The following is a 14,515-nucleotide window of genomic DNA, read 5'->3' as shown; positions in this document are numbered from 1 at the left end:
GCACCCGCTCCGAATGCACAGCCATCGTTCTCTCTTCCTGACAACCTGACCGACGACGGGTAGGCGTGGGGCCCCCGCCCCCCCCCCCGGGGGGGGCGCCCTTCCGCGTTCGCGCGTTCGCGCGTTCCCGCCCTCCGCCGGGAGCGGCGGTCCGCCGGAGAGCCGTGGATCCGCTTCGGGGCCCGAGAGGCCGGTCAGGAGTCGCAGACGTGCTTCCAGCGGCCGGGCGGCAGCGTGGCGAGCCGCTCGATCCGCGCACGGTCCTCCGGCCCCTCCGGCAGGTAGACCACGATGTACGTCTCGGGCACCCCCGGCATCGTCAGGTACGAGGCGTTCAGCCGCAGCACCCCGACCTCCGGGTGCCGGAACACCCGCAGCCAGGTCGCCGGCGGCGCCACCTCCTGGCGGTCCCACAGCTCCCGGAACAGCTCGCTGCGCGAGGACAACTGCCGCACGTGCTCCTCCCACGCCGGCTCGCCGACGTGCTTGCCGTACGCGGACCGCAGCACCGCGACCATCCGCGGCAGCGCCTCGTCCCGGTTCAGGAACGGGTTGCAGCACGGATCCGAGAACAACGTGCACCAGATGCTGTTGAACGTGCCGCTGGGAGTCAGGCTCTGGTTGGTCCCGAACAGCGCCTCGTACCCGCGGTTGTACATCAGCACGTCGAACCGGGTGTTCGAGACCGCCGCCGGCAGCGGCAGCAGCGCGTCCAGGATGACCTGGGTGGACGGTTCGAGCACCGGCGGAGCGTCCTGCGCGAGGGGCGAGGCGGACACCCCGGCCAGCCGGAACAGGTGCTCGCGCTCGGTCGGGTCCAGCCGCAGCGCCCGCGCCACCGCCAGCAGCACCTGCTCGCTGGCGTTGATCGGACGCCCCTGCTCCAGCCACGTGTACCAGGTGACCCCCACCCCGGCGAGCTGCGCCACCTCCTCGCGCCGCAGCCCCGGCGTGCGGCGGCGCAGACCGGGCGGCAGGCCGACCTCCTCCGGAGTGACCCGGGCCCGGCAGGCCTTCAGGTAGCTGGCCAGCTCGGTCCGGCGGCGGTCCTTGCGGCCCGCCCCGACGCGGGTGGCACTGTCGGTGGTGCGGAAGTCGTCCAGGACGGTCATACGAGCCATCGTGCCGCACACCGCGCGACGGAGACAGGTGCTGCCAGTACCAGGATCAGCAGGCTCTAACCACCAGTACCGGCCACCCGCCACGCTGAAGCCATGACGGACCTTCAGATCCGGCCCAGCGCGGTCGGCGGCAGCACCCCGGCCCGGGCGGTACGCCCCGGGCTGCTCCTCGCCCTCGTCCTGTGCGGCCAGTTCATGGCCGTCCTGGACGTCTCCATCGTCAACGTCGCCGTTCCGACCATCCGCACCGACCTGCACGCCTCCGGCGCCGCCCTGCAACTGGTCATCGCCGGCTACACCATCGCGTACGCGGTGCTGCTCATCACCGGCGCCCGGCTCGGCGCCCGCTACGGCTACAGCCGGCTCTTCCAGCTCGGCCTGGCCCTCTTCACCGCCGCCTCGCTGGCCTGCGGCCTCGCCCCGGCCACCGGCTGGCTGATCGCCTTCCGGCTGCTCCAGGGCGCCGGCTCGGCCCTGATGGTGCCCCAGGTGATGAGCCTGCTCCAGCGGACCTTCACCGGCGCCGCCCGCACCCGCGCGCTCGGCCTCTACTCGGCCGTGCTGGCCGGGGGCATGGCGATCGGCCAGGTGCTCGGCGGGATCCTGGTCAGCGCCGACCTGTTCGGCACCGGCTGGCGGCCGGTGTTCCTGGTCAACGTGCCGATCGGCCTGGTCCTGCTGGCGGTCGGCGCCCGGCTGCTGCCCAGCCTGCCGGGCGACCGCGAGCGCGGTTTCGACATCCCCGGCCTGGTGGTCCTCGGCGCGGCCCTCGGACTGCTGGTCGTGCCGCTGGTGCTCGGCCACGAACTCGGCTGGCCGGCCTGGGGCTGGGCGATGCTGGCCGGCAGCGCCGCCCTGTTCGCCCTGTTCGCCGTGGTCGAGCGCCGGATCGCCCGGCGCGGCGGCCAGCCGCTGATCTCCGGCCGGGTCCTGCGGGCGCGCGGACTGCGTCCGGCGGCCGGCGGGCTGTTCATGATCATGGCGGCCTTCGCGGGCTTCCTGTTCGCCTTCGCGCTGCACCAGCAGGCCGGCCTCAGCCACAGCGCGCTGCGGGCCGGGCTCTGCTCGGCCCCGGTCGCGGTCGGCTTCGGGGTCTCCAGCCTGCACTGGCAGCGGCTGCCCGGCCGGCTGCACCGCGTGCTGCCGGTGCTGGCCGCCGCGCTGCTCGCCCCCGGCTACCTGCTGCTCGGCGTGCTGCTGGGTGACGGCGCGGAGATCGGCGCGGTGGCGCTGCTGCTGATGGCGGCGCTCGGGCTGGTCGCGGGCTGCGCGTACGCGCCGCTGTTCGCCCGGGCGCTGGGCGGCGTCGCCCCGGCCGACGCGGCGGACGCCAGCGGCGTGATGGTGACGGTCATCCAGCTCGGGCAGGTGGTCGGGGTGGCGGTGCTCGGCTCGGTCTTCCTCGGCGGGGTCGACCTCCCCGCGCCGGCCGGCGACTCCGGGCACGCGCTGCTGGTGACCACCGCCGTGATCGCGGCCTCGGTCGCGACCGCGGCGGTGTTCGCCGCCCGCACCCGGCGGTCGGCGGGGTAGCGGTCGGCGGGACGGCGGCTGGTCGTGCCCGCGGCCGGTCGTGCCTGCGGTGCGGGTGGTGGGCGCCGCGGACGCGGTGCGCCCGCGGTGCGGCGGTGCGGCGGTGGGGTGGCGGGGTGGTCGGTAGGCGCCGCGGACGGCGGTGGGGTGGTCGGTGGCCGGCGCGTGAGTGCCGGCGCCGGCCCCGCCGGAGGTACCTCCGGTAACGGATTCGTGGAGCACCCCTTCGAGCGTGTAAAGTAGTCGATGTCGCCGAGGGAAGCCGAAGGAAACCTCCGGTGACGAAGCAGGTCAAGGGGCTGTAGCTCAGTTGGTAGAGCGCTTGCATGGCATGCAAGAGGTCCGGGGTTCAATTCCCCGTAGCTCCACAGTAATTGAGGGCCGTCTCCCGTTCCGGGAGGCGGCCCTCGGTCGTTGGCGGCCCGTCCGCGAGGGGCGCGTTTTCGCCGACGGCCCGACGGCCGGCCCCGGCCGACCGCTACCGTCGTGCCATGGCCGATCTGGAGCGCAGGCGCAACGAGGAGCTGGCCCGGATACTGCACCAGCTGGGCTGGAACCCGGAGCGGCTCGCCCGCGAGGTGAACCTGGACCTGCCGCCCGGCCTGGCGATCAGCTCCACCGCCCCGTACAAGTGGCGCGACCGCGGCATGGTTCCGCGCAGCCCGCACGACCAGGCCGTCTGCGAGGTGCTCAGCCGCACCCTCGGCATCGCCGTCACCTACGAGCAGCTCTGGGGCCGGATGGGCGGCAACCGGGGCGCCAAGATCCTCTCCCCGCACCTGCTCACCGACCCGTGGACCGCCGACACCGCGCAGACCGCGCTGCGCGAGGCCGCCACCGACGCCGGACCGGTCCGGCTCACCGACCTGTTCCGCGGCGCCGACCTCGACCGGGCCGCCCAGCGGCTGGCCACCCCGCCGCCACCGGTCGGGGGCGAGGGCGCGCTGCGGATCGACCCCGGACTGGTCGGCGAACTCCGGCTGTCCCACCGCGGCAAGGAGCGGCTGGAGCGGGCCTGCGGCGGCGGGCTGGTGCTCGGCCCGGCCCGTGCCGAGCTGGCCCTGGTCGCCAAGCTGCTGGAACTCGGCGGGTACGACGAGCCGCTCGGCCGCGCGTTGTACGGCACGGCCGCCCGGTTCGCCCGGCTGGCCGGCTGGGCCGCGTACGACCTCGGGCACGAGGCGGCCGCCCAGCGGGCGTTCGTGGCCGCGCTGCGGGCCGCGCACCTCAGCGGGGACCGGCGGCTCGGGGTGGGCGTGGTCGGCTCCCTGGTGGTGCTGGCCACGCAGAGCGCCGGCGGGCGGGGGCTGGACGCGGTCAGCGCGCTCGCCGGGGCGCTGGAGACGGCGGGGGACGTGCTCGGCCCGGCCGACCGGGCGCTGCAGCTCGGCCGGATCGCCCGGGCGTACGGGCGGCGGGGCGAGCCGGAGCAGACGCGGGCGGCGGCGGAGCGGGCGTTCGCGGAGCTGGACGGGGCGGGGAGCGGCACGGCGGGTGCTTCGGCGGGTGCGGGTGCTTCGGCGGGTGCGGGCGTGGACGCGGACGCGGCGTCCGGGGAGCCCGGGGCCGGTGCCGCGGACCCCGGGGAGGCGCGGGCGGACCTCGCGGGCATGGTGGGGGAGGGGTACCTCTTCCTCGGCGACCACCGGCGGGCCCGGCCGCTGCTCGCCGAGGCGGTCGCCGGCCTCGGCCCCGGCCGGGCCCGGGCCAGGGCGCTGCTGATGGTCCGGCTGGCGGACTCCCAGCGGCGCACCGGCCGCCACCGGGAGGCCGCCGCGACCGCCGACCGGGCCCGCGCCCTGGCCGCCGGCATGCAGTCCGAGCGGGTCGCCCGGGCGCTGCGCGACTTCGACGCGGCCTCGCGGACGGTATTGCCGGGAGACGCCTGATGCCCTTGCGGTACCCTGAGCCCATGCGAACCGTGCGCCTGCTCCTTAGCCGGCCGCGCTGACCAGGACCGGCCCCGCTCTCGGGCGGCTGCCGGAGTCGGCGTGGCGTCCCCTCCTGCGAGGGGATTTTTTGTTTTCCACCGCCCTTCGCGCGACCGCCCGACCCCGTGACCGCCTCGGCCGTCCGCGGCCGGTCATCCGCCCGGTCACCGGCCCGGTTCGCCAACTGACATCGATGGAGCCTGAAGGACCATGAGCGAGACGACCCCTGCTTCCGGCGCGGCCGAGGCCGCAACCGAGCCGTTCCGGTACAGCGCCACCCTGGCGGCGGAGATCGAGTCCCGCTGGCAGGACATCTGGGAGAAGGAGGGGACGTTCCACGCCCCCAACCCGGCCGGTGACCTGGCCGACCCGGCCGCCGGCGACGTCGCCGCGAAGCCGCACAGCTTCATCATGGACATGTTCCCGTACCCCTCGGGCGCGGGCCTGCACGTCGGCCACCCGCTGGGCTACATCGCGACCGACGTCTACGCCCGCTACCAGCGCATGACCGGCCACAACGTGCTGCACACGCTGGGCTACGACGCCTTCGGCCTGCCCGCCGAGCAGTACGCGGTGCAGACCGGCACCCACCCGCGGGTCTCCACCGAGGCCAACATCGCCAACATGCGCCAGCAGCTGCGCCGGCTGGGCCTGGGCCACGACCCGCGCCGCTCGATCTCCACGATCGACCCGGACTACTACCGCTGGACCCAGTGGATCTTCCTGCAGATCTTCAACTCCTGGTACGACGAGGCGGCCGGCAAGGCCCGCCCGATCACCGAGCTGATCGCCCGGTTCGAGTCCGGCGAGCAGGCCGTCCCGGGCGACCGGACCTGGGCCTCGCTGAGCGCCGCCGAGCGCGACGAGCTGCTGGGCGAGTACCGGCTGGCCTACGCCAAGGAGGTGCCGGTCAACTGGTGCCCCGGCCTGGGCACCGTGCTGGCCAACGAGGAGGTCACCGCGGACGGCCGCTCCGAGCGCGGCAACTTCCCGGTGTTCAAGTCCAACCTGCGCCAGTGGATGATGCGGATCACCGCCTACTCGGACCGGCTGATCTCCGACCTGGACCTGCTGGACTGGCCCGAGGCCATCAAGCTGCAGCAGCGCAACTGGATCGGCCGCTCGGAGGGCGCCCGGGTCGACTTCGCCGTCGGCTCCGGTGACTCCGCCGGGAAGATCACCGTCTTCACCACCCGCCCCGACACCCTGTTCGGCGCCACCTACATGGTGCTGGCCCCCGAGCACGGCCTGGTCGACTCGATCGTCCCGGCGGCCTGGCCGCAGGGCGTCCCCGCCGCGTGGACCGGCGACGCCGCCACCCCCGCCGAGGCCGTCGCCGCCTACCGGGCCGCGGCCGCCGCCAAGTCGGACGTCGAGCGGCAGGTCGAGGCCAAGGTCAAGACCGGCGTCTTCACCGGCGCGTACGCGGTGAACCCGGTCAGCGGCGAGCCCGTCCCGGTCTTCATCGCCGACTACGTGCTGATGGGCTACGGCACCGGCGCCATCATGGCCGTCCCCGCCCACGACCACCGCGACTTCGCGTTCGCCCGCGCCTTCGAGCTGCCGATGCGCTGCGTCGTCCGCCCGACCGACGGCCGCGGCGACGACCCCGCCGAGTGGGACGACGCGTTCGACACCTACGACTCGGTGATCGTCAACTCGGCGCACGACGAGGGCACCCCGGACGGCATCTCGCTGGACGGCCTGAGCGTCGTCGACGCCAAGGCCGCCGTCACCGCCTGGCTGACCGCGCGCGGCATCGGCGAGGGCACCGTCAACTACCGCCTGCGCGACTGGCTGTTCAGCCGCCAGCGGTACTGGGGCGAGCCCTTCCCGATCGTCTACGACGAGGACGGCGTGATGCACGCGCTGCCCGAGTCGATGCTGCCGGTCGAGGTCCCCGAGGTGGACGACTACTCGCCGCACACCTACGACCCGTACGACTCCACCTCCTCGCCGAAGACCCCGCTGTCGCGCAACGAGGACTGGGTCAACGTCGAACTGGACCTGGGCGACGGCGTCCGGAAGTACCGCCGCGAGACCAACACCATGCCCAACTGGGCCGGTTCGTGCTGGTACGAGCTGCGCTACGTCGACCCGAGCAACGGCGCGCGCGTCATCGACCCCGCCAACGAGCGGTACTGGCTGGGCCCGACCGAGCAGAAGCCGGCCGGCGGCGCCGACCTGTACGTCGGCGGTGCCGAGCACGCCGTGCTGCACCTGCTGTACGCCCGCTTCTGGCACAAGGTGCTGCACGACCTGGGCCACGTCTCCTCGGTCGAGCCGTTCCACAAGCTGTTCAACCAGGGCATGATCACCGCGGACGTCTACCGCGACGAGCGCGGCTTCCCGGTGCCCGCCGCCGAGGTCGAGGAGCGCGACGGCAAGTACTTCTGGCAGGGCGAGCCGGTCAAGCGCGAGGCCGGCAAGATGGGCAAGTCCCTGAAGAACGCCGTCGCCCCGGACGAGATCGCCGACGAGTACGGCGCCGACACGCTGCGCCTGTACGAGATGTCGATGGGTCCGCTGGACGTCTCCCGCCCGTGGGACACCCGCGCGGTGGTCGGCTCGTACCGCTTCCTGCAGCGGCTGTGGCGCAACGTCGTCTCGGAGTCGACCGGTGAGCTGGTCGTGACGGACGAGGAGCCGGACGAGGCGACGCTGCGCGCGCTGCACAAGGCCATCGACGGCATCCGCGGCGACATGGCCGGCCTGCGCTTCAACACGGCCGTGGCCAAGGCCATCGAGCTGAACAACTTCCTGGTGAAGCGCGGCTCCACGCCGCGGTCGGTGGCCGAGCAGCTGGTGCTGATGGTCGCCCCGCTGGCCCCGCACGTCGCCGAGGAGCTGTGGCGCCGGCTGGGTCACGGCGAGTCGCTGGCGCACGCCGACTACCCGGTCGCCGACCCGGCGTACGTCGTGGACGAGGCGGTGACCTGCGTCGTGCAGATCAAGGGCAAGGTCAAGGCCCGGCTGGAGGTCGCGCCGTCGATCTCCGACGCCGAGCTGGAGGCGCTGGTCCTGGCCGACCCGGCGGTCGTCGCCGCGATCGGCGACGCGCCGGTGCGCAAGGTGATCGCGCGGGCGCCGAAGCTGGTGAACATCGTCACGGGCTGACGGGAGACCGTTGCCCCGCCGGGCGGGCGTCCTCCGGGGCGCCCGCCCGGCGGCGTTCCTGCGGCCGTGCCGGGGGCTTGCCGCGGGCGTGCCGGGGGTGGTGCGGGCGCTGGTTGGTCGGGGTTTGCCAGGAGGGCTTGCGGGGGGCGTGCCGGGGGTGGTGCGGGCGCGGGGCGGTTCGCCGGGGTAGGGGGTGCGGAGTGCGGTCACCGCGTGGTGAGCCCGGTCAGGAGGCGGGCGGTGAGGCCGCCGTCCGGAGGACCGCGCGCGGCTTCCGGGCCGTCCAGGCCGTGGACGACCCGGTCAACCGGCCCGATCCGGCCGCGCACGCCCGTGACCTGGTGACGGCGCTGAGCGTCACCGCCATCCCCGACGGCCGAGGGCGCGCACTTCGGATCGGAGCGACGCCGGACGACCACGTGGAGGTGCCGGGGGCCGTCCGGCTGGTGCTGGAGCTCCTGGAGAGCCCTGCCGGACGGGACTGAGGGGCGGGGCCGGGTCGGAGTGGCGGCGCCTTCCGTCGGGGAGGGCTTCGGTCGGGGAGGCTTCGGTCGGGGAGGCTTCGGTCGGGGTGGCCCTTCGCGGCCGGCCCGCGGGCCTCGGGGAGATCCCCGATCTGTCCCTGATCTCGGCCCCCGGGCCCCGTTTGGTCTGCCCCCGGGCCCGGCCCGGCCGCTACGGTGGAACCCACGGTGGTCCGGCCCGCGTTGGGCCAGGTGGGGGCCGGTTCGGCTGGCGGAAGGTGGCTCGTGATGGACGTGCTAGGCGTGATGGTCGGACTGGCCCTGCTCTTCGGGCTCGCGGTGGTGGCGCTGGTCGTGGTCGGCGTCGTCAAGGCGGCGAGGACGGTCGGCGAGAAGATGGAACGCCAGGAGGCCAAGGCCCGTCGCGCGGTGGAGAACGTCACGCTCAAGGCCAAGACCTTCACCCAGACCGGCCCGCAGGGGCAGATCTCCGCCGTCCGGCTGGGCCTGCGGACCTCGCTGGACGGCACCCGCCAGGTCCTGGAGAGCGGCCTCGCCCAGGACGGCCAGCTCGGCGAGTCGCTCGCCCTGCTGCGGCGGCTGGACGCCCACGCGGCGGAGCTGGACGGCGAACTGCGGATCCTGGAGCGCGAGCCGGACACCGGGCGGATCGCGGCCAAGCTGCCCGAGCTGCGCGAGCGGGCCGACCGGATCACGCACTCCGCCGAGACCATGCGCTGGGCCGCCCAGGACCGGATGCACCGCTTCGCGGACGACGAGCTGCGCCGGCTCAGCCAGGAGTGCGAGAACGAGGCGGGGGCGCTGCGGCACTGGGACACGGCGGGGGATTCGGGACCCTCGGGCCCTGCCGCCGGTGGTCCGACCGGCGCCGCCGCCGGTGGGTCGGCCTCCGGTGGGTCGGCCTCCGGTGGTGCGGCGGCCGGGCGGGAGCAGGCGCAGCGGGCCGGGTTGACCGACGGGCGCAACGGGCGGCCGAGCGCCGAGGAACTGCTCGGCCTGGCCGAGCCGCTGACGCGGCTGACGGACCGGCTGCGGAAGCCGTCGGCGGGGCCGTCGGCCGGCTGACCGGCGGCGTCTGCGGTGGGCCCGGCCGGTTCCGGCCGGGGGTCGGGATTGATCGGCGGCCTGTCGTGCCCGGGCGGCTGAGGTTTTGGATTCCGGCGGATCGAGCCCGGCCGGTGGCTGGTTCCGACCGGGTCCGACCCGTTTTCGACCGGGTCGGACGGCTGATCGGTGTGCGGGCGTACGGGCCCGCGGCCGGCCAGGTCCGAGCGCTGTCATCCGGGGCGGGTGCGGAGTAACCTCCGGCTCATGCCCGCCGACCTCGCACTCGTCACCGATTCCACGGCCTACCTGCCGCAGGAGACCATCGACCGCCACGGCATCTCCGTGATCCCGCTGAGCGTCGCGATCGGTGACACGGTCCTCGCCGAGGGCGTGGAGATCTCCCCCAAGGACGTCGCCGAGGCACTGCGCGACAAGCAGCGGGTGACGACGTCCCGGCCCAACCCCGAGTTCTTCGCCGCGACCTACCGGGCGGCCGCCGAGGCCGGCGCCCGGGGGATCGTCTCGGTGCACATCTCCGGGGAGTTGTCCGGCACCGTCGAGGCGGCCCGGCTGGCCGCCGCCGAGGCGCCCGTCCCGGTGCGGGTGGTGGACAGCCGGCTCGTCGGCATGGCCCTCGGGTACGGCGTCCTGGCGGCGGCCGAGGCGATCGCAGCCGGGCAGGAGCTGTCCGAGGTGGCCGCGGCCGCCACCCGGCGGACGGCGGTGACCAGCGGCTTCTTCTACGTGGACACCCTCGAGTACCTGCGCCGCGGCGGCCGGATCGGGGCGGCGCGGGCGCTGCTCGGTTCGGCCCTGGCGGTGAAGCCGCTGCTGCACCTGGACGGCGGGCGGATCGAGCCGCTGGAGAAGGTGCGGACCGCCTCGCGGGCCATCGCCCGGCTGGAGGAGGTCGCGGTCGAGTGGGCGGGGGAGCGGGAGGTGGACGTCGCGGTCCACCACCTGGCGGCGGAGGACCGGGCCGAGCCGCTCGCCGAACGGCTGCGGGCGCGGATCCCCGGGCTGCGGGAGCTCTACGTGGCCGAGGTCGGCGCGGTGATCGGTGCCCACGTCGGCCCGGGGCTGCTGGCGGTGGTGGTGGCGCCGCGCTGAGGCGGGGCCGGGGCGGTGGCCGCTCTGCCGGTCGCGGGGTGGTTGGTCTCGGGGTGGTTGGTCTCGGGGTGGTGGGTGGCCGGGCTGCCGGTGGTCGGTGGCGGATGGTCAACTTCGAGGAGTCCGTCTCACTCGTGTGAGCGACCTGTTTTATCCACAACCCCGGGGTTTTCCACAGGTTTCCGTCAATTCTCCCGCGCGCACCGGGGACCTCCTACCGTGCAGCGCATGACGAACCTGACGTTCGGCGCGAAGCGGCGCCAAGAGATCAGCGAGACGGCCGGCCTCCGGATGGCGGCCCTGTTGCCGGCCGCCGACCGGCCGACCGTGACGGGGGAGCCACCGACCACCGGCCCGCCGCCCGACGGTGAGGCGGACGACCAGGCAACGGACGCCGGGCCGGCTCCTGCGCGCTTCCGGTTCGGCCCGGCGGTGATGCTCGACCGACGGGCCGTCCTGGGGCTGGTCGTCCTGCTGTTGCTCACCGTGGCCTACGGCGTGCAGCACTTCTGGCTGGCCGGACCCCAACCGGTCGAGGTACCGGCCGTGGCGGTCGCCTCGGCGGCCGAGGGCACGGGCGTCCCGGCGTCGCCGGAGCCCGGCGCCGGACCGGCAGTGCCCGGCGCGGGCCCCGCCCCTCCCGTCGCGGGGCCCGCACCGCCCGCCGTGGGCGGACCGGAGGCGAACACCGTCGTGGTGGTCGACATCGGCGGCCGCGTGCACTCGCCCGGCGTGCACACCCTGCCCAGCGGCTCCCGGGTGGCGGACGCGCTCCGGGTGGCCGGTGGCCCGCTGCCCGAGACCGAGACCAAGAACCTCAACCTCGCCCGGGTGCTGACGGACGGTGAGCAGATCCTCGTCGGCGAGCCCGCCCCTCCGACGGCCGGCGGGGCAGGCGCCGGGGCCGGGCCCCCGGCACCGGCCGCGCCGAGACAACCGGTCAGCCTCAACCGCGCCACCCTCGAACAACTCGACACGCTCCCGGGCGTCGGCCCGACGCTCGCCCAGCGCATCATCGCGTTCCGCGCGTCCCACGGATCGTTCCGCTCACTCGACCAACTCCGGCAGGTGAGCGGCATCGGCGAGCGAACGTACGCGGAGATCAAACCGATGCTCACCCTCTGACCCGGCGGCTCGCGAACCGGCCGACCGCCCCGGACTCCTCACCCCTGCCCCGCCGACCCGACCGAAGGGAGGTGCCGTCATCGCCACCACCACCGTGGCCGTCGCCGCCCGGCAATCCTCAACGCCCTCTCCCGTCAGCGACCTCCGGCTCCTCCTGCCCGCCGTCGCGGCGTGGGCCGTCACCGCGGCCGTCCTCGGCCACGGCACCGACCACGGACTCCTGCTGCTCCCGGCGGCGGGCGCGGCCGCGTTCCTCGCCGTCCTCCTGCTCACCCGCCCGGCCGTCCGCCGACGCCGCGGCCCCGGCGTCACCGCGGCCGCGGTCCTGCTCACCGGCGCGGCCGCCACCGCCGTGACGCTGCTGCACACCGCCGACCTCCGCCGGGGCCCGCTGCCGGCGCTCGCCCAGACAGCCGCCCCCGTGCCGGAGGTGGGCGTCGAGCTGACCATCGCCGGAGACCCGAAGGCCCACACCTCCCGCACCAGGGGGACCACCGCCGGACAGACCGTCCTCACCGTGGACGCCGTGGTGGACCGGATCACCGTCCTGGTCGGGCCCGCGCCCGGCTCGGGCGCCGCTGCCACCAGGACGCGGACCCCGGTGACGCTCCTGGCCCGCGGCCCGGACCTCGACCGGTGGCAGCGGCTGCTCCCGTCCGCCCGGGTGGCCGTCGAGGCCGACGTCCGCCCGGCGGGGGAGGGTCACGACGACGCGGCCGCCCTGCTGATCGCGCACGGCCCGCCCCGCGAACTCGCGCCGCCGAGCCTGCCGCAGCGGGTCGCGGGCCGGCTGCGGTCGGGCCTGCGGTCGGCGAGCGACGGGCTCCCGCCGGACGCGCGCGGGCTGCTCCCCGGCCTGGTCGTCGGAGACACCTCGCGCCTGCCCGACGACCTCCTGGAGGCGTTCCGGGCCACCGACCTGGCCCACCTGATCGCGGTGAGCGGAGCCAACCTCGCCATCGTCCTCGGAGTCCTGCTCGGCGCACCCGGGCAGGCCGGCACTGCCGAACGGCGAGGCCTGGCCGCACTGTTCGGGATCCCGCTGCGCACCACCGCGCTGCTCGGCACGGCGGTCACGCTGGCCTTCGTCACCATCTGCCGCCCCGAGCCGAGCGTCCTGCGGGCGGCCGGGACCGGGTTGATCGGCCTGCTCGCCCTGGCCACCGGCCGCCCGCGCCAGGCGGTGCCCGCGCTGTCGGGGACGGTCCTGCTCCTGGTGCTCCTGGACCCCTACCTGGCGCGTTCCTTCGGCTTCCTGCTCTCGGTGCTCGCCACCACCGGCCTGCTGGTTCTCGGCCCGCACTGGGCGCAGGCACTGCGCGAGCGGGGCTGGCCGCACCACCTGGCGGGCGCCCTCGGGGCGGCGGCCGCGGCGCAGGTGCTCTGCGCGCCCGTGACGGTGGTGCTGTCCGGGCACATCAGCCTGGTCGCCGTCCCGTGCAACCTGCTGGCCGAGCTGGCGGTGGCCCCGGCGACGCTGCTCGGCTTCGGGGTGCTGGTGCTGGAGCCGTTCCTCCCCGCGCCGGCCCGGCTGCTCGCGGAGGTGGCCGGTCTCCCGGCCGGCTGGCTGGCCGCGGTGGCCCGGCACGGCGCCGAGGTGCCGGGCGGGCAGCTGTCCTGGCCGGGCGGGCTGCTCGGCACGGTGACGCTGGTGCTGGCCACGGTGGCGGTCTGTTGGACGGTCCCGCTGCTGCTGCCCCGGCGTGGGGAGGCGGGTGGGCGTCCACCTCGGCGCGGCTGGGTCCGTCCGCTGGTGGCCGGCCTGCTCTTCCTGGTCCTGGTGGCCGTACTGGTGCGGCCGCCCCTGCTCACCAGACTGGCGACCGGCTGGCCGCCGCCGGACTGGCGGCTGGTCATGTGCGACGTGGGTCAGGGCGACATGCTGGTGCTGCCGGTGGCTCCGGACGACGGGGTGCCGGACAGCGCGATGGTGGTCGACGCGGGCCCGGATCCGCGTGCGGCCGATCGCTGTCTGCGTGAGCTCGGGATCAGGCGGGTGCCGCTCCTGCTGTTGACGCACTTCCACGCGGATCACGTGGAGGGCGTGCCGGGGGTGTTGCGCGGTCGTGCGGTGGGTGCGATCGAGGGTACGGCGGTGGACGATCCGCCGGGTGAGGCGGCCCGGGTGTCCAGGTGGGCGGGGGCTTCGGGTGTCCCGCTGCTGCGGGCCCGGTGGGGCGAGCGGCGGGCGGCGGGGCCGGGTCTGTCCTGGCAGGTGGTCTGGCCGGACGCGGCGGTGCCTCTGGAGGCGTCCGGTGCCAACAACGCGAGTGTTGCGCTGCTGGTGAGTTTGGCGGGCGGGCTGCGGCTGGCCCTGTTGGGCGATCTCGAACCGCCGGCCCAGTCGGCGTTGCTGGGGAGACTGGGAGGTGAGACCGGAGTGGACGTCGTGAAGGTGGCTCATCACGGTTCGGCGCACCAGGACTGGGACTTGGCTGCGGCGCTGAGCCCGAGGCTGGCCCTGATCTCGTGCGGTGAGGGCAATCCGTACGGGCACCCGTCGGCGCGGACGGTGGATCACCTGCGATCCCTGGGAGCCACGGTGTTGCGTACGGACCTCGCCGGGGACATCGCGGTGACGGGTGACACCCCGGCGCGTCTCGGCGCGTCGGTGCACCCGGTCGACACGCACGGTCCGCACGGTTCCCGTGCCTTCCGCGCCGTGGTCCAGGCCGGCGGCCCGCGCGGCCCGCCGGCCTGACCTCACTCCTCCGGCTCACTCGCTCGCCCTCCCCACCGGGAGGAAGGGAGGGGTGGGGAGGGAGGGCGAGGGGGTGGGGGCGGGGGCGGGGGCCCGGCGAAGGGTGACGTACCGGCAAAGGGTGACGCGCCGGCCCGGCCAGTGCCCGGGCCGGCGCGAATGGAGGCGGTCCGGGGTGGTGGAGGGGTTCAGGGTGGGGGAGGCGGCCCGGGGCGGTGGGCGGGGTCGCCGCGCTCCGGGCGGGGCCGGAGCGCCGCGGCGGGCCGGGCGGGGAGAGGGGGGCGGGGGGGGGGTATAAAAAAAAAAACACCCCCCCGCCCACAAAAAAAATGGGGGTGGGAGGGG

Annotated in this window: 9 protein-coding genes and 1 tRNA gene; 9 read left to right on the top strand and 1 reads right to left on the bottom strand. The window is 75.1% G+C overall.

All coding sequences use genetic code 11. The features are described 5' to 3' along the window. Positions 1-194 precede the first annotated feature (194 nt). On the bottom strand, positions 195-1,112 hold the full coding sequence (locus ACFVHB_RS36690) for a helix-turn-helix transcriptional regulator (RefSeq protein WP_380331242.1): 918 nt from the start codon (positions 1,110-1,112) through the stop codon (positions 195-197). Between the two features lie 102 nt (positions 1,113-1,214). Between ACFVHB_RS36690 and ACFVHB_RS36685 the strand changes: the two genes are divergently transcribed. The 9 genes from ACFVHB_RS36685 (at position 1,215) to ACFVHB_RS36645 (ending at position 14,170) form a co-directional block, all read left to right on the top strand. Continuing rightward, positions 1,215-2,654, top strand: coding sequence for an MFS transporter (locus tag ACFVHB_RS36685; RefSeq protein ID WP_380331239.1), 1,440 nt, complete (start codon positions 1,215-1,217; stop codon positions 2,652-2,654). A 295-nt stretch (positions 2,655-2,949) separates the two neighbouring features. Beyond that, positions 2,950-3,022 (top strand) — tRNA-Ala (locus ACFVHB_RS36680). Between the two features lie 123 nt (positions 3,023-3,145). Then, the gene (locus tag ACFVHB_RS36675) at positions 3,146-4,543 is read left to right on the top strand and encodes a hypothetical protein (RefSeq protein ID WP_380331236.1); all 1,398 of its coding nucleotides are present in this window, start codon (positions 3,146-3,148) and stop codon (positions 4,541-4,543) included. A 252-nt stretch (positions 4,544-4,795) separates the two neighbouring features. Continuing rightward, complete coding sequence (gene leuS, locus ACFVHB_RS36670) at positions 4,796-7,702, top strand: leucine--tRNA ligase (protein WP_380331233.1); 2,907 nt, start codon at positions 4,796-4,798, stop codon at positions 7,700-7,702. A 200-nt stretch (positions 7,703-7,902) separates the two neighbouring features. Next, positions 7,903-8,187: a hypothetical protein gene (locus ACFVHB_RS36665; RefSeq protein WP_380331230.1), complete on the top strand. Its 285-nt coding sequence runs from the start codon at positions 7,903-7,905 to the stop codon at positions 8,185-8,187. Between the two features lie 267 nt (positions 8,188-8,454). Then, complete coding sequence (locus tag ACFVHB_RS36660; RefSeq protein WP_380331227.1) at positions 8,455-9,252, top strand: hypothetical protein; 798 nt, start codon at positions 8,455-8,457, stop codon at positions 9,250-9,252. Positions 9,253-9,498: 246 nt separating this feature from the next. After that, entirely contained in the window at positions 9,499-10,344 is an 846-nt protein-coding gene (locus ACFVHB_RS36655) for a DegV family protein (RefSeq protein WP_380331224.1), read from the top strand. A 228-nt stretch (positions 10,345-10,572) separates the two neighbouring features. Next, the gene (locus ACFVHB_RS36650) at positions 10,573-11,469 is read left to right on the top strand and encodes a helix-hairpin-helix domain-containing protein (protein WP_380331221.1); all 897 of its coding nucleotides are present in this window, start codon (positions 10,573-10,575) and stop codon (positions 11,467-11,469) included. Between the two features lie 94 nt (positions 11,470-11,563). Next, complete coding sequence (locus ACFVHB_RS36645) at positions 11,564-14,170, top strand: ComEC/Rec2 family competence protein (RefSeq protein ID WP_380331218.1); 2,607 nt, start codon at positions 11,564-11,566, stop codon at positions 14,168-14,170. Positions 14,171-14,515 lie beyond the last annotated feature (345 nt).

The organism is Kitasatospora sp. NPDC127111, assembly GCF_042677465.1.
Taxonomy (GTDB): Bacteria; Actinomycetota; Actinomycetes; order Streptomycetales; family Streptomycetaceae; genus Kitasatospora.
The sequence above is the reverse complement of the archived record's forward strand: the minus strand, read 5'-3'. Positions and strand labels throughout refer to the sequence as shown.

Excerpts from the sequence above, each read along its gene's own strand:
- ACFVHB_RS36690 (WP_380331242.1), bottom strand. The coding sequence starts at position 1,112 with ATGACCGTCCTGGACGACTTCCGCACCACCGACAGTGCCACCCGCGTC.
- ACFVHB_RS36685 (WP_380331239.1), top strand. The coding sequence starts at position 1,215 with ATGACGGACCTTCAGATCCGGCCCAGCGCGGTCGGCGGCAGCACCCCG.
- ACFVHB_RS36675 (WP_380331236.1), top strand. The coding sequence starts at position 3,146 with ATGGCCGATCTGGAGCGCAGGCGCAACGAGGAGCTGGCCCGGATACTG.
- leuS (WP_380331233.1), top strand. The coding sequence starts at position 4,796 with ATGAGCGAGACGACCCCTGCTTCCGGCGCGGCCGAGGCCGCAACCGAG.
- ACFVHB_RS36660 (WP_380331227.1), top strand. The coding sequence starts at position 8,455 with ATGGACGTGCTAGGCGTGATGGTCGGACTGGCCCTGCTCTTCGGGCTC.
- ACFVHB_RS36655 (WP_380331224.1), top strand. The coding sequence starts at position 9,499 with ATGCCCGCCGACCTCGCACTCGTCACCGATTCCACGGCCTACCTGCCG.
- ACFVHB_RS36650 (WP_380331221.1), top strand. The coding sequence starts at position 10,573 with ATGACGAACCTGACGTTCGGCGCGAAGCGGCGCCAAGAGATCAGCGAG.